Source organism: Pseudoalteromonas sp. G5_S1_14_S5 (assembly GCF_054968605.1).
Window position 1 is genome coordinate 1 of record NZ_JBQKUM010000054.1, and the last position, 20873, is coordinate 20873.

General features: G+C 43.9%; 17 protein-coding genes and 1 pseudogene. 4 read left to right on the top strand and 14 right to left on the bottom strand.

The features are described from left to right. From ACTRWI_RS15760 to puuE, 11 genes and pseudogenes are all read right to left on the bottom strand, one after another. Positions 1-314: pseudogene (locus ACTRWI_RS15760) on the bottom strand (IS4-like element ISPpr4 family transposase); the annotation flags it as partial. Between the two features lie 179 nt (positions 315-493). Beyond that, positions 494-1147 (bottom strand): hypothetical protein, encoded by a 654-nt coding sequence (locus ACTRWI_RS15765; protein WP_499132681.1) that lies wholly within the window; start codon positions 1145-1147, stop codon positions 494-496. A gap of 155 nt (positions 1148-1302) precedes the next feature. Then, entirely contained in the window at positions 1303-1776 is a 474-nt protein-coding gene (locus tag ACTRWI_RS15770) for a GNAT family N-acetyltransferase (protein ID WP_499132682.1), read from the bottom strand. Between the two features lie 49 nt (positions 1777-1825). Beyond that, entirely contained in the window at positions 1826-3061 is a 1236-nt protein-coding gene (locus ACTRWI_RS15775) for an MFS transporter (protein ID WP_499132684.1), read from the bottom strand. 40 nt (positions 3062-3101) lie between these two features. Further along, on the bottom strand, positions 3102-4607 hold the full coding sequence (locus ACTRWI_RS15780) for an RDD family protein (RefSeq protein WP_499132685.1): 1506 nt from the start codon (positions 4605-4607) through the stop codon (positions 3102-3104). A gap of 343 nt (positions 4608-4950) precedes the next feature. After that, entirely contained in the window at positions 4951-5424 is a 474-nt protein-coding gene (locus ACTRWI_RS15785; protein WP_499132686.1) for a GrpB family protein, read from the bottom strand. Between the two features lie 558 nt (positions 5425-5982). Then, complete coding sequence (locus tag ACTRWI_RS15790) at positions 5983-7302, bottom strand: urate hydroxylase PuuD (RefSeq protein ID WP_499132688.1); 1320 nt, start codon at positions 7300-7302, stop codon at positions 5983-5985. Positions 7303-7316: 14 nt separating this feature from the next. Next, entirely contained in the window at positions 7317-7877 is a 561-nt protein-coding gene (locus ACTRWI_RS15795; RefSeq protein WP_499132689.1) for an ureidoglycolate lyase, read from the bottom strand. A 14-nt stretch (positions 7878-7891) separates the two neighbouring features. Beyond that, on the bottom strand, positions 7892-8878 hold the full coding sequence (gene alc / locus ACTRWI_RS15800; protein ID WP_499132690.1) for an allantoicase: 987 nt from the start codon (positions 8876-8878) through the stop codon (positions 7892-7894). Between the two features lie 123 nt (positions 8879-9001). Then, positions 9002-9517 carry a 2-oxo-4-hydroxy-4-carboxy-5-ureidoimidazoline decarboxylase gene (gene uraD, locus ACTRWI_RS15805; RefSeq protein WP_499132692.1) on the bottom strand — a complete coding sequence of 172 codons (516 nt, stop codon included), beginning with the start codon at positions 9515-9517 and terminating at the stop codon, positions 9002-9004. A gap of 23 nt (positions 9518-9540) precedes the next feature. Then, positions 9541-10461: an allantoinase PuuE gene (gene puuE / locus ACTRWI_RS15810; protein WP_499132694.1), complete on the bottom strand. Its 921-nt coding sequence runs from the start codon at positions 10459-10461 to the stop codon at positions 9541-9543. 412 nt (positions 10462-10873) lie between these two features. Between puuE and uraH the strand changes: the two genes are divergently transcribed. The 4 genes from uraH to ACTRWI_RS15830 all read left to right on the top strand — a co-directional run bounded on the left by uraH (position 10874) and on the right by ACTRWI_RS15830 (position 17528). Then, on the top strand, positions 10874-11227 hold the full coding sequence (gene uraH / locus ACTRWI_RS15815; RefSeq protein ID WP_499132695.1) for a hydroxyisourate hydrolase: 354 nt from the start codon (positions 10874-10876) through the stop codon (positions 11225-11227). Positions 11228-11519: 292 nt separating this feature from the next. Then, a complete protein-coding gene (locus ACTRWI_RS15820; protein ID WP_499132721.1) occupies positions 11520-12815 on the top strand; it encodes an NCS2 family permease in 1296 nt (431 codons plus the stop codon). 910 nt (positions 12816-13725) lie between these two features. Continuing rightward, the gene (locus ACTRWI_RS15825) at positions 13726-14964 is read left to right on the top strand and encodes an alpha-xenorhabdolysin family binary toxin subunit A (RefSeq protein WP_499132697.1); all 1239 of its coding nucleotides are present in this window, start codon (positions 13726-13728) and stop codon (positions 14962-14964) included. A 167-nt stretch (positions 14965-15131) separates the two neighbouring features. Continuing rightward, entirely contained in the window at positions 15132-17528 is a 2397-nt protein-coding gene (locus tag ACTRWI_RS15830) for a hypothetical protein (protein ID WP_499132698.1), read from the top strand. Positions 17529-17648: 120 nt separating this feature from the next. Here the strand turns inward: ACTRWI_RS15830 and ACTRWI_RS15835 are convergent, their stop codons facing one another. From ACTRWI_RS15835 to ACTRWI_RS15845, 3 genes are all read right to left on the bottom strand, one after another. Further along, positions 17649-18257 (bottom strand): TetR/AcrR family transcriptional regulator, encoded by a 609-nt coding sequence (locus tag ACTRWI_RS15835; protein ID WP_499132699.1) that lies wholly within the window; start codon positions 18255-18257, stop codon positions 17649-17651. Between the two features lie 147 nt (positions 18258-18404). After that, on the bottom strand, positions 18405-19715 hold the full coding sequence (locus ACTRWI_RS15840; RefSeq protein WP_499132700.1) for a glycerate kinase type-2 family protein: 1311 nt from the start codon (positions 19713-19715) through the stop codon (positions 18405-18407). 231 nt (positions 19716-19946) lie between these two features. Further along, a complete protein-coding gene (locus ACTRWI_RS15845) occupies positions 19947-20870 on the bottom strand; it encodes a 2-hydroxy-3-oxopropionate reductase (protein WP_499132702.1) in 924 nt (307 codons plus the stop codon). Positions 20871-20873: the final 3 nt, after the last annotated feature.

Genomic DNA, 20873 nt, shown 5'->3' on the forward strand with positions numbered 1-20873 from the left:
TGTTTAGAAAAGTTAACATGACACCAGTCATGCGCCATCAAAACATAGCGGCTTTGAGTCTCTTTTAATCCAGCTCTTGCCAGCCCGATTATGGGACTACTCAGCATAGGAAAGGTCACATTGTCATTGTGGTAAAAGCACCATGAGGCTTGGGTAGAAGCCCAAGATTGCGTATGGTGCTCTAATGATTTAGCCCCAGGGGCATTAGTCGAATTCACAGTCATATGTTCCATAACAAGGGTCTGATAACGTTTGGAGAGTCTTGGCTCTAAGATACACGGAAGTTGATGCTGTTCGAAAAGAGTCATAATCAGTACAAGTGAAAGAAGGGTTAACTTGTACTTATCATTGATCCTTAGATCAGTTCCCTGAATTAAACCAACTGCTTAAAATGCATCCATCTTGTGTAGATACCTATGCTTACTAACACGGAAACGAAAACGAAAGGCTTCCTCGTCAAAGAAAGCCATACCCACTGAATCTAAACTGTAATTTACCCAAGCTTGTCTAGTTTAAGCTCCGCCGTCACCTTTGTAAGGCGCAGAGCTATTGCAAAGCAAACTAAATAAGGGCTCACATACCAAAAGAGGCTTTCTAGTGGCTGCTTGACCTGGGCCTCTCTGGTCTTAATATATTGGTTTTTCTGTTTTTCATACTGGCTCAGCATCCCACTCACCCAGACTGCATCGCTTTCCACTAACGGTACACTAGGTGCAGGGACCGTAAAATCAGCCGCATTTGGCAACAGGATGAAATCCACATCTTTAAACGTCATCGCAGTGTTCAAATACCACAAACACGCTTCATGGTGCTGCCCATGATTGTCTAATGATGGTTGCCCATTGCAGACATCACTTCTTAACTTATCCAAAGAAAACTGCTGCACCGACTCCAAAATCGCCACCGCTCTGGTTTGTTCTGTCTCGACCCAATCACCTGCGACTTTGGCACGAATTTCAGACACAGCACCGAGCATTCCAATACCCGCGAGTAGCGGCCACAAATAGTCCATCCGTTTCCATTTTCGTCGGCTCAAATTGAATCCACACCAAATAGGAAGGTGTAAGAGAAGCGTTAGCCCCAGTGATAGCAAAACGAAATTCAAAGAGCTAGAGAGCATCAGTTCGCTATCGAAGAAGTTCTTCATAATGAGTTACTTGCTGTTAAACAAGGAGTGATTTGATACTAAGAGCGATATGAGAAAAGATTGTAAGAGGAAAGTAAAAACAGCACCAAGAGTTAGAGTTGGTGCTGTTTATTTGAACACATTGGGAACTAGCAGCTTACCTGAGGATTCAAGCTTTAGCTTTGGGTTAAACACTTTTCCATCGGGATACAGTCGAGGCTGATACCTCTAGGAGAATGATAAGTGGAAAGTTCATCACCAATAAAGCCACACGAACGATAAAACGCTGCTGCATTCAGAGTCGATTCTAGTTTCATTAGAGGCAAGTTGTGTTGATTCGCTAGCCCCTCTAAGAATTGCAGCATCATTTTAGCTGCACCTTTACCGAAAAAGCCTGGGTCTACGAAAATGGCATCGACCAGGCCCGTTTGAGTGTTGATCTTACCGCTACCAATCACTTGGCCATCAACTTCGGAAACGTAAAAGGTTGCTCCCACGTCAGCAATAAATGTCTCAGACATCTCGCCCTGTGTCCATAATGAAAGCTGTTCTTCCGAGTAATAAGCGGGACACTGATCAAGAATTGCGCGGCTTCGAATATCAAAAATATCCTTAGCATCAGAACGAGCCGCTTTCCTTATGTTAATCATAATCAACCTCCGTAAATTTATAGATAATATTTGCTAGCTGATACAAAGGCTAGTCAATAGCTAATGCAGGAGAACGTTGCGCTTTAGCTGACATAAAGTAGAAGCCAGCCGCACTAGCAAGCGAAATTAAAACCACACTCAGCCAAGTAAAGGTGTAACCATAATCATCAATAAAATAGCCAATGACAACAAAGCTCGGCATAACAAAAAGCATTCTTAATGTAATCAACACTCCTTGAATACGTCCACGATGGCTCGCCGGTGAGTTGTTTGCTAGGTATACCCCTTCTTTTGTTAAAAGGAGGACCTCGCCTGCAGAAAGAAATAGCCAAGCAAAGAAGTGAACAGGAATGGTTGGATACAACATCACCAGTATGTAACCAAATGCAAACATCAAACCAGCATAAGCAAGGCTAACCGTCTCAATTTTTTTTGAGGTTAACCTCATTAAAATGGGTGTGATCAGCACCACTAAAACACAAGCGTATGTCATTAGTTGCCCAAAAATAACAGGGCCTTGCTCTCCGAACACGCGGCTCAAGTACAGTGGGCTAGCCATTGTCATTTGATTCAATGAATACCACAGTAATCCGCATAAAAAAGTGAATACTAAAAGCCTTGGCCTTGATCGTAGAACGGACCAAACAGAGCCTGAGACCGGCTGTTCAAGCTCGCTATCGTTAGCCGATTCTAATCCAGGTTGCACGCTCACAAACGCAGCAACAATAACAACACAGCAAAGAGCAGCCAACCCGTTACCAAAGAATATCCACTCGGTATGATTCCAAAACAGATAACCAGCCATGATAGGACCAAGGGCTGAACCAAAGTTGTACGCTAAATAACTGAGCGAAATAACTGCATCACGATTTTTAGGTGTGGAAAGATCAGCAACTAGAGCATTGCTCGCGGGCAGAGCTAAACCACCAAAGAAATAGGCTGACAGCAACAGCGTAGGCACAATGACGGGATCATCAGCGAAAAAACCACAAACAATCAACAATACTGCAGACGTAAACTCACCAAAAACCATGATTCGTTTATGTCCTAATCTATCCGATAGCCTCCCACCTAAAAAGCTCCCGAAGAGGTATCCTCCCGTTCCCGCCATTGCTAAGGTGCCAGCTACCGTTGCGGAGTATCCCAACTTGTCAGTAAAAAGTAAGACAAGAAATGGGAGAATGAAGTTACCCATCCCTAAAATCATTCTAGCCAAAGCTAAATAATAAATATTATTTGGTAAGTTCCTGTACATTGCAGTGGCAGAGAATAGCTGATTGATCATAATATCCTTAAAGTAACATTAAATTTTTGGTGGCTGTGTTTCATTCTATGGTGCTGAAATCGAGGTTTCTAGGCACGGCAACACTCACCACCTGAGTGCCTGCAATTAAGTCATGCAAACAGCGTCTGTCTTTACCCAAGGCAAAAAGATAATTTAAGATTGATATGCATGGGCCAATTAAAGGTATATATACAAAAATTGTCATCGGTAAGAATCTCTTACCTAGTATTTTAAATAGCCCCATTTGTTTACCTTTCATATCGACAATCGCGATTTCCATTATGTTTTTGCCAATAGTCTGCCCTTTTTTATGCAGTAAATACCCATTCAACAAAAGGAACACAAGCCAACTATAAGTCGTGATTGCTACCAGATCTGAGGTTTCAGCAGTCCCTGTTCCAAAGATTTTTGGGGAGTAATCGGTATAGAGATAAATTGGTATGACACTAACCACGGCAATAAGTAGATCAATAAATACGGCCCAAAAACGTAACCATCGAGATGCAAGTGTGAGGTCACAAATATTTTCAGGTGCCGATGAAAAGTTTTCTAATGATTCTCGATCATTTTTTTCTAAGTTACAGGCTGACATACTAACAACTTGAGTGCCTGCGATTAAATCATGTAGGCATCGTCTGTTTTTACGGAAAATGAAAAGAGATTCCATCATAGTTATAAAATAGCCACTAATAGGTACAATTTTGAAGGCAAGCATAGGCACCACCCGTTTACCCAATATCTTATATAACCCTAAAGGTTTACCCTCCATATCGACAATCACAATATCCATGAGATGTTTTCCAATTGTCTGTCCCTTCTTATGCAATAAGTACCCATGTACTAACAAAAACATCCCCCCGAAATAGACATAGATAGCAGCGAGTTCTCTAAGATCGACCTCCCCTGTATCGAATATTATTTGAGTATCATCTGTGTACATCAAGATTGGCAGAATGATGACAGTAGTAATTACACCATCAATAAAAAACGCCAAAAAACGAGTCCATCGAGATGCGGGGATAACTTCAATTGTACTTTCAGCGATTTCAGACTTGTCGCTATCTACACTTTTAACCGAAACATCAATAACTTGAGTACCTGCGATTAAATCATGCAAGCAGCGTTTATCTTTACGAAAAATCCCCAGATAACCTAACATTGGAAGAACTAGACCAATAAAAGGGACATAACCCACGACCATCACAGGAAGAACTCGTTTGCCCACTATGTTTAGCAAACCTATTTGTTTACCTTCCATATCGACAATCGCAATATCCATTAGATTTTTACCAATTGTTTGTCCCTTCGTATGAAGTAAGTACCCTTGGCATAAAAAGAAAATCACCCAACCATAAACAAATAGGGCAACTTTTTCGGTTAGATCAAGGGTTGTTTCATTGAGGAGGAATTTGTCGTATAGGCTGCTATATAGAAAAACAGGAATCATTAAAATCGCATACACGTAAGCATCAATAATAAAGGCCCAAAAGCGAGACCATCGAGATGCGAGAACTACTGTGGGTGTATTTGCTATGACTTCAGACATGCCCTTTCCTAAGGTAGTGTTGATTATTAATATAGAGAATGCGATTTCTGATAACTAAAGCTTCATTTATTGATAAAAAACGTAAAAATAGGTATGAAAAACACCTTGTTTTCAATAAATAAAGCCGCTTTTTAAAATCAAACGAAACATATCATGAACAAATATCACAATAGGTATCCAATGCAGTTTATGTGAACTTCATTGCATAAAAGGATGGAAATGTAATAATAAATTGGAAGGACGCTTACGAAGGTAAAACTTGAAAGTAAGAGGTAAAGACTTAACACGCTGTATAAATACATTTTTCACTAAATAGTGATACCAAAAATGAAGAATATCGCGTCTACTCTAGCCCCAACACATACTCGATAAAAGCTGACTTCTTTTCACGATATTGGTCTTGTTGCGAACCTTCACAAGACATCTTGAATGTATTGTATTTTTCGACTAAATCGACGCTTGCCCTCAGCTTGTCTCGAAACACTAAAAAGCACTCAAACTCAGAAGCATTGGCGACCACTTGTACCGCCACGTCATCAGAGGATATGGATTCCAACATACACAATTCTGGTGTTCTTAACGTATCGAGTTTCTCTTTAAAGCCGAGTGTTGTAAGTCGCTCTGCGGCATCCTCAAGCTCATTGAGCTCAACACCCACGAAGATATCTAAATCGCCCTTAGATACGGCCAACGGGATGGATGATGCACCTACATGCTCTACTCTCGCGGTAGGGAGCAGCTTCTTGATATCACGCTCGTATCGTTCAAACATCTCACGGCAAGCAGCTTGGTATTGTTCTGCTGGGTAAAATTGCATGCATCCTCACTATTCAATTAGCACTAGTACATTAAAGGCTGTTAAACACACCAATTGCCAAAAGAAACAACAATAGAATAATAGCTCCGATATTGGACACTCGATCCCGCTCTTTTTCGTCAGGCGTAAACGAAGGAAAACGCCCTAAAGTGAACACCTTAGATACAACCCATCCCACGCCGAAGCATATAATGTCCATAATGAAGAACTGGAAAAGCATGCGAAAGAACGCACCAACGAACCTAAAGAATGTGAGTACTATATCTTCCATTTTCTGCCCTGATTAAAGTCAACTAGGGACAGAAAGTGCCATGGTTAGAGATTCATATCAAGTATCTTATACCGAACAACCATCATATATCTCTATGATCTATTTGATATTTCAACTGTATTGGTTCGATTGCTTTTCTCCAAAAACAAAAAGCCCCGGTTATAGGGACCGGGGAAACAGGGTGGGATGAGTTTGGCGCGTGCCCGTAAGACCAAACTCTCCCCAAGCCTCACCTAAGACTCATACTCTTAGGTAAAGGATGCTGAGCACTGTTATTGAAAGTACGGTTATTGAATCGTAGCGCCTTGTTCTACCCAAGTGCCGATGAGTGCTCGCTCTTCGTCGGTCATTTGAGTCATATTACCAAGAGGCATCACCTGAGTTGTTACGGTTTGAGCAACGATCCTTGGTGCATTAGCTTTGATCTCTTCTGGCGTATCAAGCATGACACCTGCTGGCGCAGCAGCAAAAGCGGCGTGGCTAGGTGTTGCAGAGTGGCACACTGAACAGCGCTCTTGAATGACCTTGTTGATGGTTTCAAAGCTGACACCTGCACTCGCCGTTGGCATGACATGGTCGGCAGGCACTGCTTGAGAATCAGCCGCTGTTGAAGCCGCATTGCTTGAAGCGATCTCTTCAGTCACCGATTCCATCGTGCTCACAGGTGCTTCTTGTACCACAGGCGCTTGCACTACCAGGGTCATCTGTTTTTTCGCGTAAGGTGAAGTAACAAACGCGAGAGTAATCATACCCAATGCCGCCACTGGCACTGTCCATGCGAACTTCTGACTGCCATGGCGGGTGTTAAAGTAGTGACGAACCAAGATACTGAAGATTGCTAGCCCAGCAAGGATCAACCAGTTGTATTCAGAACCATAAGTGCTTGGGAAGTGGTTACTGATCATGATAAACAGCACTGGCAGTGTCATATAGTTATTGTGACGGGAGCGCAGTAAACCTTTCGCAGGCAGTGCTGGATCCGGTTCGCGTTTCTCTTCAATCGCTTTCACCAAATTGCGCTGCGCAGGCATGATGACGCGGAATACGTTACCCACCATGATGGTACCGATAATGGCACCCACGTGGATGTAAGCACCACGGCCACTGAACACTTGCGTAAGACCGTAAGTTGCGCCGACTAAACCAACAAAAAGTACTAGGCCAAGTAAAACCGGCGTTTTGCCCAGCGGCGAGTCACACAATAGGTCATAGATAAACCAACCGGCGATAAGAGAACCAATACCAATTGCGATTGCCGTTGTTGAATCAAGGCCAGAGCCCGGTGCAATCAGGTAGATTTCTGCGTTGAGATAGTAAACCACACCCAGTAGACACACTCCTGTGATCCATGTGAAGTAGGCTTCCCACTTGAACCAGTGTAGATGCTCTGGCATTTCTGGTGGCGCGAGTTTGTACTTCTCTAGGTGATAAATACCACCACCGTGAATCGCCCATAAGTCGCCTGAAAGGCCTGTTTTAGGGCTAACTCGGTTAAGGTTGTTCTCTAACCAAACAAAGTAAAATGATGCGCCTATCCACGCAACACCAACAATCATGTGAATCCAGCGAATCGCTAAATTCAACCACTCTGTAATATGCGGATCCATAATAAACTCCTGTATCACAACGCTTTAGCTAAGCGTTGCTCTTCCTTGTTGTCTTCCGTTGGCATATCTTCCAAATGCAATGCCACTAGGTCGCTCTCAAAATAAACTTCATCACAGTTATGCCCTTCTCCACCTCTATCGACAATCAAGAACTGGTCTTGATCCGTGAGTGCAAGAACCGGGTGATGCCACACCCCTTTGTGATAGTTCACTCCTTGACGACCGTTGCTTAAGAAAGCTCGGCAATTGGCTAACGATGGGTTACCGCCTTTTGGGGCAACAACAATTAAATAGGGTTGACCAAGTAATGGAATGAATGCCTGAGAGCCAAGTGGATGACGCTCTAGCATTTTGATGGTCAGTGGGTAGCTCAACGGCGTAGCTTGGAAGATGCTGATGATCGCTTCTCCGCCTTGGTCTTGCACATCCGTTGTCGCTAGCTTGTGGTAGCGACGTGTTGATCCACTGTTGATCATGAAGAAATCACTATTATCAGACTCGATAACATCACCAAACTCAGCAAAAGCTTGCTTAGTTAACGGTTCGATAGTTAAACGACGTATTCCATTACTCATACTGATTTCCTTACCTATTTCGCTTTCGTACCAAATAGACGCAAACGGCTAATACCACCATCTGGGAATATGTTTGCACGTATGTGGGTAATCGCACCAAGGTCGTTTACCTCAGAAATAAATTCGTGAATCTCGTGTGCTTGCAGCTTTTGAGCTGGCAGCAGTTCACGCCAGAATAGGCTTTGTGTTTCCACTTGATCGTCGGTACCACCTTTCACGTAAGCTGCTTGAATTGAGCAGCTGTCTGGGTAGTTACCTTTAAAGTGCGCCGTATCAACGATGATACGTTCGATATTACCTGGGTGGCCTAATGCCACGATAACCCAGTCATTACCCGGCGTACGACGACGTGCTGTTTCCCAGCCATCACCCATATTTTCACCGCGGCCTGGGCCTAGAATATTGGCTTTGTTACCGTAGTGTTCATCACTACATGCCAGTGCTCGACCACCATGCTCAACGGCTGCTAGATCCACCTGTTGATGTGAGTCTATTGCGTCCCAATCAACACTTGGTCGACCGTAAACACGAAGGCGTGCAACACCACCATCTGGATAGATGTTCAAACGTAGGTGCGTAAATACTTGGTCACTTTCAATGTCTTCAAAATGGTGGTGGTCACCTTGTAGTGCCATTGACGGCAAAATTTCTTGCCACTCTGTTGAATCGGTTGGCTCACCCTGTGGTGAATAACATGCGTCGATTGATGCCGAAGGTGGGAAGTTACCTGTGAAGAATGAGGTATCAATATCAACGCCAGCGATAGTGCCAGCTAAGCCAAGGCGTACAACACAGTAGTCGTAACCTTCGCCACGTTTACGTCGGCTTTCCCAGCCGTCCATCCACTTGCCGTTATCGTCGTATAAGTCGTCTTTCCACTCTGGTGCTGCATGGCTGAGTAGACGGCTTTTATCAGCGAAAAAATCGTCTGTTGCGAAGATAGCTTCTGCGCCGAGTTTTTCGTCTGCAAGGTTGATGTACTGTTCAAATTTATGGGTCATTTCCGTGTAATCCTATGAAATTAATCAAGTAATAATAAAATGAGAACTTAGTGGCTTATCTTTATTCATATCAAGTATTTAGCTCACTAAGACTGGGCTGAGATAGCTGTTAACTCCGTTAACTTACATATCCCAGAGACGAAACATCGCGATCTTATTAATCTCTTGAATCGCCGTAGCAAACTCAGTTTCACTATCATTTCCTAATCGCATCTCGAACGACTCAAGAATTTGGTAACGATTGGCTCCCTTCACCGCCATGATAAAAGGGAAATTGAAGCGACTTTTGTAGCTATTGTTATAAGAAGTGAATTTTTCAAATTCTTCGGCGCTGCATTGGTCAATGCCCGCACCCGCTTGTTCTTTTGTCGACGACTCAGTAAGTTCGCCGTTTACTGCTGCTCTGCCAGCTAAGTCTGGGTGAGCGTTGATCAAAGCCAACTGTTTGTCTTGGTCGGCATTCAACAAGGTCGATGCCATTTTTAGATGAAGATTCTCAATTTGATCATCTTCGTCATTCAAACCTTGGTCATATACCGCCTCAGCAACCCATGGGCTGTGTTCGTAAACGTCAGCAAAGTGCGCGACAAAAGTGTCACGGTCCATGGCTGTTGGTTGGCAAGATCGAAATTCAGTCACGTTAAGCCTCCTTGCTGTTCGTTCTAATTTTGTTGTCCGATGTATGGGTGATGTTCGTGCCAGTGGTTGGCAATATCGATTCGACGACATAGCCACACGCTGTCATGCTGTTTTACGTAATCTAAGAAGCGTCTCAATGCAGCAATACGACCGGGACGACCAATAAGACGACAATGCAGTCCTACCGACATCATTTTCGGTGCGGTTTCGCCTTCCATATAAAGGGTGTCAAAAGTGTCTTTTAAATACTGGAAGAACTGCTCACCAGAGTTGAAGCCTTGCGCCGTTGAAAAGCGCATATCGTTAACATCAAGTGTGTATGGAATCACGAGCTGTGGATGGCCGATTTCAGTGTGCCAATAAGGCAGGTCATCGTCATAGGCATCTGAGTCGTAAAGAAAGCCACCTTCTTCTGCGACTAAACGACGAGTATTCGGCCCTGTACGACCGGTATACCAACCTTGCGGGCGTTGACCCGTTACCTGTTGGATAATCTCAATCGCTTTGGTCATATGGTCACGCTCTTCTGACTCATCAGTATATTGATAATCTATCCAGCGATAACCGTGGCTACAGATTTCGTGACCTGCCTCTACCATGGCTTTGGCTACATCTGGGTGACGCTCAATGGCCATAGCAACCGCAAATACAGTCAGTGGAATTTCATATTCATCGAACAAGCGAAGAACACGCCACACACCCGCTCGGCTACCATACTCATAGATGGATTCCATGCTGATGTGACGCTCGCCTTTGATCGGCTGTGCTGACGGGATCTCTGAGAGAAAGGCTTCAGATTCGTCGTCTCCATGTAACAAACAACGCTCACCGCCCTCTTCATAGTTCAATACAAAAGAAACCGCGACGCGCGCATTACCTGGCCATTGAGGGTTAGGAGGATTAGCTCCGTAACCGATCAAATTTCTTGAATAATCCTTATTCATCCAAGTACTCCTAACATAAGTGGTTGGCTTAGCCGCTCTTCAGCTGACCCATCGAAATGATTCAGCTAGTGATTTATCAAAAACCGAGTAACCTCACCTCTGTATATTCATTGTATACAATCACTTATCTTAATGTAAAGATTTTGTTACTCAAGTTAAAAAACCAAACTTAATACATGTAAAAACAACAGTTTAACAAAAAAACAACACTACTAATAATGAATATTCAACATCTATAAATTCGGATAAAAAGACACACTGGTTAACATTTTTAAAACAATTGTCTTTGCTAATTGTGTACAGTTCGTACATAGTTAGTGCTAACAAAGTGACCCATTGCTCTCTTTTGCAAGGTCGAAATGGATACATAAACCACGGAACAGAGGAGCGCCAAAAGCGCTATTAAAGGACTATGGGAAGATTAACAACACACGTTTTAGACACCACTCACGGCTTGCCTGGTGCAGGGATCAAGGTAGAGCTTTATAAGGTCAACGAAGACTCCACTGAAAAGCTGGCGACCGTGCTGACTAATTCAGATGGTCGTACCGATGCACCAATTCTGGCCGGGAATGAATTTCGACCGGGCAAATACCAATTGGTGTTCTATGTAGCCGATTACTACAAAAGCAAAGGTGTGGAGCTCGATGGTGTGCCTTTCTTAGACGACGTAGTGATTCGCTTCGGCTTAGATGATCCTGATGCGCACTACCACGTTCCGCTTTTAGTCTCACCATACAGTTTCTCTACTTATCGGGGCAGTTAATCCCTGAGCCTAGATTCTCGAACTAGGCTCAATCACCAAACAATAAACAGATTCATGAGTGCATCTGAAAAGTTGCGCGTTCATTAAGCACGCTCATATAAAAATACTAACAACGTTAACAGTTAAATAATGTGTCGCGATAAACTCGTCAATAGAGACTTAGCGCTAGGAAAAACCTTCAAACTTCATATTGAAATTTCGCTGTATTCAATAAATGGATCACAACATAAAAGGACTTGCAGACATGAGTGAGAGTAAAACAGAAATACTCAACCAAGATGCGAATAACGGAATTTTAGAAAAATTCTTTAAAATTAAGGCCCACGGAAGCAGTGTGAAAAATGAGTTAGTCGGTGGTGTCACTACCTTCGCGACGATGGCTTACATTATCTTCGTTAACCCCCAAATCATGGCTGCTTCAGGTATGGATACAGGCGCAGTATTCGTTGCAACCTGTATCGGTGCCGCTATCGGTTGTTTATTAATGGGCTTATTTGCGAACTGGCCTGTTGGCCTAGCACCGGGCATGGGTCTGAATGCGTTCTTCTCCTTTACGGTTGTGAGTGAGATGGGCTATAGCTGGGAAGTCGCACTGGGTGCGGTATTTATCTCGGGTATCTTGTTTGTCGGGATGAGTTTCTACAAAGTCCGTCAATGGATCATCGAGAGTATTCCTGAAAGTTTACGCTACTCGATGACTGCTGGTGTGGGTCTGTTCTTGGGCTTAATTGGCTTGAAAACAGCTGGCATCGTCGTTGAAAACCCTGCAACTTTGGTTTCACTGGGTGATTTCACCAAACCAGAAGCCTTACTTGCGGCTATCGCATTCTTGATTATTGCGGTTCTGAGTGAACGCAAAGTATTTGGTGCAGTACTTATCGGTATTTTAAGCGTCACGCTTATCGGTATGATGCTAGGTCTAGTGCAATACAATGGCTTCTTCGCTGCACCGCCGAGCCTAGCACCTACCTTTATGGCAATGGATATTGTAGGTGCTCTGAACGTATCCATGATCAGCGTTATCTTGGCCTTCCTTTTTGTAAACATGTTCGATACTGCCGGTACGCTAATGGGCGTGGCAGAGCGTGCAAACCTCTCTAACACAGAAACCGGCAAGATTGAAGGCCTGAGCAAAGCACTCAAAGCCGATAGTATCTCAAGCGTTGCAGGTGCGTGTGTGGGTTGCCCGCCAGTAACCAGTTACGTTGAAAGTGCTGCTGGTGTGGCTGCAGGTGCTCGTACTGGCCTTTCAGCAATCGTGGTTGGTGCCTTGTTCTTAGCGGCAATTTTCCTATCACCGCTCGCAGGCATGATCCCCGCTTACGCAACGTCTGGAGCTCTGATCTACGTAGCATTCGTAATGATGAGCAGCATGCAACACGTCGATTGGAAAGACTTTACCAACAGTGCTCCAGCTGCGATTACAGCACTGATGATGCCACTAACCTTCTCTATCGCTAATGGTATCGCACTCGGTTTCATCACCTACACCGTACTTAAGCTTGCGACAGGTAAAACGAAAGATGTCTCTATCTCGATGTACTTCCTAGCGGTTATCTTCATCGCCAAGCTGGTGTTCATCGGTTAATCCTATAGTTCCTGAGCAGTCGTTTCTTGATTGTTCACAACGTTGCTTGGCTGGTTCGCAAGCCAAGCAACAACATAATTTAATTTATTGATGAGTCTGGGGAAGATGAAGAGTGATGACGACCAAGACACAACATTCAAACAGAACAAACCATCATTGATGGCAGCCAACGCTTGATTCGTGATTGCCACCAGCGCAATCAAGGTGCAATGATTCAAATCCCACTCGCGCCTTGTTCTCCATTCACAGCCACTTGTGCGAAACCTTAGACGAAGAAGACTTCTGTATGAAGAAGTTTACTCCTGACTATTAAATACGCCATCCTATCGGTTGTTCCTCTCTTAAATACCCAACCAAACCCCACCCTATAATTAACACCTCTAATTTAATGATTGCTAATTTAAATTCAGCTAATTTAATTAAAGCTAAATATTAAACATCTTATTTATTTGGCACAGATCAAATTTAAAATGCTTGTTCTAATTATATAAACATCAATTCAATCAACAGATTTAGTAATCATCACAACAAGTATTATAATTACAATTTTATCATTTATCTCATTGGTGAATAAAATAAAAATCGCCGACACCTTTCTAGATATAGCCTGAAGAAAGAATGGAAACTAATGATTTAAATATCACCAAATTCAATAGGTCAACAATTAAACAATATGAATCCCAATATGTGATCTATGTTGAACTTTTCATTATAATTTTGCTATAGATTGACCAAATCTTATAAAAACAAAAATCACATTAATGGGGAGTTTATTTAAAATCCACAACATAATGACAACAACAATATAAACAATTCAATAAACCCGTATAAATATATAAATGCCATTTTTATGGTAGGAGAGTTTATTGTCTCTAAAAAAGCTAATAACAAATCTAACAGGGATTCAAACATGAAAAAAATCACACGAACACTCGTATTATCTTCGATCTCGATTGGACTGCTTTCTTCTTTTGCTTTCACTTCTCAAGCAGCGCCAATTCAAGTTAATCAAGCGTCAGCTGAACAGAACATACCTCAAATCACCTACGATACGATCATCGGTGAAAATAGCGTATTTATTGATCTAGAAACCGACAATTTCATCCTCAAGCAACAAGAGTGGTACCAAATCCAAGCTTATGTAGAGGGAGCACTGGCACTGCCCGTAACAGAAACCAGTATGAAATCGGCTTTTAGCATTCCTAACGACATCCCTTTCTCTAACTTCCAAGCCTTAGTTCAGCAATACTCAAATATCCATGACACCGCTTTCTACTGGAAAAAGGATCTATACCCATGCATCGTTAACCTGTCACTAAGCCTGGCTAACTACACGCAAATCAAAGATTACATGCTTAATCCTTTGAGCGACGCCCTTAATGAGATGTTGGCAAAGGCATTCTCACCGTTACCAGAAGACATTGAAGCCGTTGAACGCAACCGAAAAATGGCGATTGCTTACCTGAAAAGCCTGCAAAACTTTTCATTGAGATACCAGCAAGAGGTGTCCGATGTGGGTGACAACTTGTTGGACTTTTCTGCGCAGCTAGATACGCAAAAGCTACAACTTGAAGTGTTAGAAGGCACACATAACGACTATCTAACGGATGATGGCAGTGCACTTCAACAGCAAGTAAACGACATCAATGCCAGAATCGCGCAACTCAACAAAGACTACACTCACTACGTCACGGTTGCCTCTACCGCCGTCACCTACGCATGGTTCCCTTTAGTCGCCGTGCCAATCATGGGCGTCTACGGAGATAAAGCAGAGAAAGCACGTAAGCTGCGCAATGAACTGCAAAATGAAGTTAAAGATTTAGAAGAACAATTGTCCTACACACAAAAGGTATATAACTCTTACCATCGCTCTTCAGAAAGCATTGATCTTATATCTCAGCAAATTGAAGATGCTATCCCACATATTAATAAGCTGAAGTTAAATTGGCAGAAAATGAATACCGACTTCACATCACTGCTCGCAGCATTGGATGAAGCTCAAAACAATGCCGATATCATGAAAGACGATGCAATGCTTGGTGCTATCGGTGCATTAGCCAATACGTCGGTTGCACAAATGAACTGGAATAACATCAGCGAGAAAGCCAAGGCATTTGCAAATAATGCTTATATTCAAGAAATGGAGTAGTCCATACCCATCGACAAGTAGCTCGATAAAGCGATGCCTCGCTATAAGTTAAACCAGCAAGACCAATAAAAACAAAATAACAACAGAACACCACGCCTTATGAAAAATAAGGTGTTGGTTTCTGCTACCCAAAATTTGGCTAATACTCATTTCGACAGGACATTAATATGAGAATTCTACCGATTATTATTTCTCTTTCATTATCTCCACAAGCTTTTGCTAGTGACTGGCTAGAACTTAATAACTTGCCTAATTCCACCGAATACCCAACTTGGGTTCAATCTGCTTATTCCGATGTCGATGTTCTCTCTCGATCTACATCTGATCTTCACATCAACCTCAGTGACTGGATTGCGGAACAGAACCTCTACGTGACTAAACCCTCAAAGATCGTTGTTTTTGCCGATACCATTGAGGTTCCAGAAAACTTCAACTTGGTAGTGAATAACCAAAACATTCTCATTTTTGCCCGTAAAATTGTCGGTCAAGGTGCCCCAACTTTCGTTCTTGGACAACAAGGCGCTGCAGCATCAGTGACTGTAATAGCAGGAGAGATCGAAACTCCAATTAATGTCCTCGCCTTCCAAAACGATGGCAGCATCACACGAGATGCCCTTTCTGCAGAAGACGGTGATGGAACCTCTGTGGTACTAGCAGGTGAACACTACCGCAGAACCACCATCGACTCGAACATTACAGGGCAAATGAAACTGGCGACCACACCTTTTACCGACATCGTTAACCGCTCTTTTGATATGGCTGCCAGCTTATTCGACACCAACCCAGAGCTTAGCCTCGAACTGATTAACTGGATTGAGCAGAGTTTACGTCACGCCGGCTCTGTGGTGGAAGATGACCCTATCCTTTCAGACCTGTACCTACAAACCGTTGCCTTTAAACAGTTCATTAGTTTCAGCACTAAAGAAAGTAACTATGTGCCTTATCTCGACAAGGTGCTCTACCAAGGCAAATACGAAGCGTACCTGAATGCAATGATCGCGTATCAAGCACAGTGGGATATCATTCAAGACAGATGTACGGTGATCGAAGACAAGATTGAAGCTGCGAAGTTAGCACTCGCTAACGTTGAAGACGTTCTCAGAGCACAAGACTCGATCATCACTCAAACCCAATCTAACATAGACAAAATAGGCGACAGCCTGACCGAAATAGACAGCCAATACAAAGCTCAAGAACTTGTGACACTGAGTGCAAGAACCACTTACTTAGTCGGTGTAGAAAACTGGAAAACTCAGCAAGAGCTCAATGCAGCATTGGCTATCTTCAAAGCCATCGCAGAAATTGGCAGTGCCGTCAGCGGCGTGTTCACAGGAAATCTATCTGGCGTTAACGACCTCACCGAGCAGTTGGCTAAGACGCCAGAAGCACTGGATAAAGCGAAAAATTTAGTCACCAATATCAAGACAGTCACGGGGATCATTGATAGCGTTACCAAGACTATTTCGGGCATCGCGCAGCTCACTGCCGATGTGAAATCGACCATCAAGCTCCATAAGCTCTCCGAAGCGATGGATGGCTTTGACTTTAATATTCCGACTTTGAATGAGAGCAATCTGGCCTGGGACCTGATGATCACCGAGATCCGCAGTAACTTAAGACTTGCTGATAGCTTGGGGATTAAAGGCGCGAGACAATACTTAGTCGAACTTGAAAAACAAGTGCTATTAGGTAAAGCAATTAACACCACTCAGCTTAATTTTGCGCAAGAGCAAGCCAAACTCGTCGACCTATTATTGACCAAGAACGTCACCGCTAATCAACAGCAAAGATTGAGTGACGCCATTGAGAGTTATCAGGTAGACAGCGAAAGTTTCGATTCCATCGAGCGTGAGCTTTCGCGAGTACTAATGCACTTCAAACGACCAATGTATGTGGCTTTGTCTAACTATGTTCAGGCATACGAATACTGGGCATTGAAACCAAGTGAGATCACACCTTCGCTGAATAAAAGTTACTTGGAATACCAGTTTGACCTCGCGTCCATAGAAAATGAGTATGTGAATACACTCTCTTCATTCCAGCCAGCACCACAAGACTTCACTATCGACAACTACACCATCTCTAGCCCAGAGCAACTCGATAGCTTCGCAACCACTGGCGAGTTGAACTTCACTATTCCATTAGGACAGGCACAACTATGTGCATTCGACCGAGTTAGACTCTCTACAGTACGTGTGTTCTTAGAAGGGGAAAGCTTACCTCATGGCAAGCAGTTCAACCTTAAAATATCGAGTTCAGGTAACTATGCCGACCGCTATCAAGATCAGGATTACCAATTCAGTTCTAATCTGGTCGCAAGAGCGTTTTACTACCGCTTAGATGATCCAACCACCAATGATGTTAGCATCATCACCGATGGCGCAGTGGCGAATAAATTCGAGTATGCGTACTTCCAGCCAACTCCATTCTCGACATGGAATGTCACCCTCAACAACTTCGATGAGGCAGACCGAGCCAACAAACAATACCTAAAAGATGTCGAACAAATTAGGGTTGAGTTCTCAGGCAGTGGTATCCCGAATGGCAACAGTTGTTCTAACTGAAGTGAAGAATAGCAAGCTATCTCATAGCCATAAAAAAGGCCGACAAGATATCGTAATGCCAGTCAGTTAAGCTGACTGGCATTACCGCAATCGCAGACCTAAATAAACCTTCAAATACCGCTAGCTTTTCACGCCGCAACCTTTAATCACTAGCTGAGTGATAAACTCAGCGGCTTCTTCGTAGTCTTTATCATCGAGCTTATCTTTCTGCATAACACTGCAAATCTGCCAGCCAAAATCGGCATAAGTTTGAGTCGCCGCCCAAATGGTAAACATCAGGTGATGCTCAGGTACGTCGTCCATCAACCCTTTTGCCGACCAAGTAGAGAACTTATCAAGGATCATCTGTGACTGCTTATACAACTCATCACCGATCTCTTTCGGAAGCACTTTAGCACCTGACATCACTTCATTAGCAAACACTTTAGAAGCGTGTGGGTGGTCGCGTGAGATGATTAACTTAGTTTGAATGTATCGAGATAGGGCTTCTACGGGATCACTCAGCTCTTCAATAGGACGAGAGGCTTCAAGTAAAGGCTGCGTGACGGTTTCTAGAACGGCATTGTAGAGCTTGTCTTTCGAGCTGAAGTAATAGAATACGTTGGGTTTGGGAATGTCGGCCGCCTTCGCGATATCCGCCATTTTGGTTGCGGCATAACCATGAGTAGCGAATTGTTCACACGCCACTTCGATGATTAAATCTTGATTCTTTTGTCTGATCCTAGACATATGACTTCCTTTACAGCTCATTACTTAAAACATAGTAATCAACGTGCTTCATTAGTCCAGAAGATAATTCAAGAACTCAAGGTCACCGCATTGATAACAAAAAATGGCCGCCCACATGCACAAAGGAGCGACCCTTTTATCCGGTTGCTAGAGAATCAATATTGCACGGAAGTCATTGACGTTGGTCAGCGTGGGTTCTGTCGTCAGCAGAACGCCTGTTTGCTTGAAAAAATCATAACTATTATTCGCCTCTAGATAATCACCGGCTTTGAGTGATAAGCGAGTACCTTCTTGCCAAGTTTCTGGTGTTATCCATGCTCCAGCATTGTCTTCCACACCGTCAATACCATCCGTATCAGCGGCCAACGCGTATATGTTGTCCTGCCCTTTCAGTTCTTTGTACAAGCTTAGAAGGAACTCACAGTTGCGCCCACCACGACAGTTTCCTTTGACCGTTACTGTTGTTTCACCACCTGAAAGCAATACACAAGGAGTCTCGAATGGATGCTTATTATTGGCGACTTGTTTAGCTAATGCAGCGTGCACCTTCGCAACTTCTCTCGCCTCCCCCTCGATGCAATCACTCAACACATACGCAAGAATACCCAAACCTTCTGCCTCTGCCGCCGCTGATTCAAGGGCAGACATTGGAGTCGCGATAATATGGTGCTCGGCATTTTTCCAACAAATGTCATCTGGCTTGATGGTTTCAGACTCTGGGTTATTCAGCCACTCAAATGCCGAGCCTGGTATTTCTATTTGGTAGCGTTCCAATATGGCGAGCGCATCAAAACGTGTGGTGGTGTCAGGTACGGTTGGTCCAGATGCAATCACACTGATGTCATCACCCGGCACATCCGAAATCGCCAATGACACCACTCTTGCTGGATAAGCTGCTTTGGCAAGTCGGCCGCCCTTTATCGAAGATAGATGCTTACGAACACAGTTCATCTCATCAATGGCTGCTCCAGATTTAAGCAGTGCTTTGTTGATTTGTTGCTTCTCTGCCAACCTAATTTCGCCACCAGGCAAACTCAGTAATGCGGAGCCACCTCCCGATAAGAGACATATCACAGTATCGTCTTCACTGAGGTTGCTCACCAACTCCAACATCCGGTGACTGACTTCAAGCCCCATCGCATCCGGAACTGGGTGCGCCGCTTCGATCACCTCGATGTACTCACATGGCGCGAGGTGTTCATAACGAGTCACAACCAAGCCTTCTAAATCACGTAGCGCAAGGTCTTGCTGTTTCTTAGCTTGCCATACGGCTTCCAATTCAGCGGCCATCGATGCTGCCGCTTTCCCTGCCCCGATAACGAGAGTTCGCCCGGCTTGATTTGCCGAGCGATAAAATATGTCTTGAGGAAGAAAAGGTTCAATGTGGTTTTTGGGTAGTGCTTGAATTACAGCACTTGAGAAAAGGGTTTTCAGAAACTGCTTAGCATCAATGTCCATCAGTCACTCCTTAGTTGACGGAGGAAAAAAGACCCCCAATACAAGGCGAAAGGGTACCTGCTAAGATCAAGTTAGAAAGGAACAACTTCAACCTTTGCCTCGTATCGGGAACGCGTATAAAAGGAGACGAAACTACGCGATTTATAAACAAACTGTTTGAAACTGGGGGCTAACTTATCGAAGATAGCCCTGATTGATTGGTTTTAGTTTCAGCAGAAACGACAAAACCAATTATTGAGACGGATTACTCGTTAAGGATTGGCGAATTGAGTGCTCAGAACGCTTCTCTATCGCTTGAATCAGCGCAGAGTGGTCCCAACCTTCACCGCCCATTTCAGCACATTCACCAAACAGCTCTTGCGCGTTAGCTGTGTTTGGCAGCGCAACGCCTAGCTCTTGTGCCCCCGTTAGCGCAAGGTTTAGATCTTTTTGGTGAAGCGAGATTCTAAAGCCAGGATCAAATGTGCCTTCCACCATGCGTTCACCGTGCACCTCAAGGATCTTAGAATTAGCGAAGCCGCCCAGTAACGCCTGGCGAACTCGTGCTGGGTCAGCGCCGGCTTTTGATGCAAACACTAGCGCTTCAGAGACCGCTTCAATGTTCAGCGCAACGATGATCTGGTTGGCAACCTTACACGTTTGACCAGCACCGTTATCACCCACCAGCGTGATGTTTTTGCCCATCACTTCAAATAGAGGTCGAGCTTTATCAAAAGCGTCTTGCTCACCACCCACCATAATAGTCAGAGCAGCATTGATCGCGCCCACTTCACCACCAGAAACCGGAGCATCAAGGTATGACGCACCACCTTCGTTGATACGCGCCGCAATTGCTTTAGTGGCGATAGGTGAGATAGAACTCATATCGATGACTAACTTGCCCATCGCACCACCAGCAGTAAGACCTTGATCGACACCGTTATCACCAAACAGCACCTCTTCTACTTGAGGGGTGTTCGGCACCATAAGAATAATGACATCCGCCTGTTCCGCAGCTTCGGCTGGCGAATGACAAACCGTTGCGCCTGCTGCAACCAACTCGGCAGGAGCAGCGTTAAAATGATCCGAAAGAATCAAGTCGTGACCCGCTTTTTGAAGGTTACTCGCCATAGGTTTACCCATGATGCCAGTTCCGATAAATGCAATTTTAGACATGTT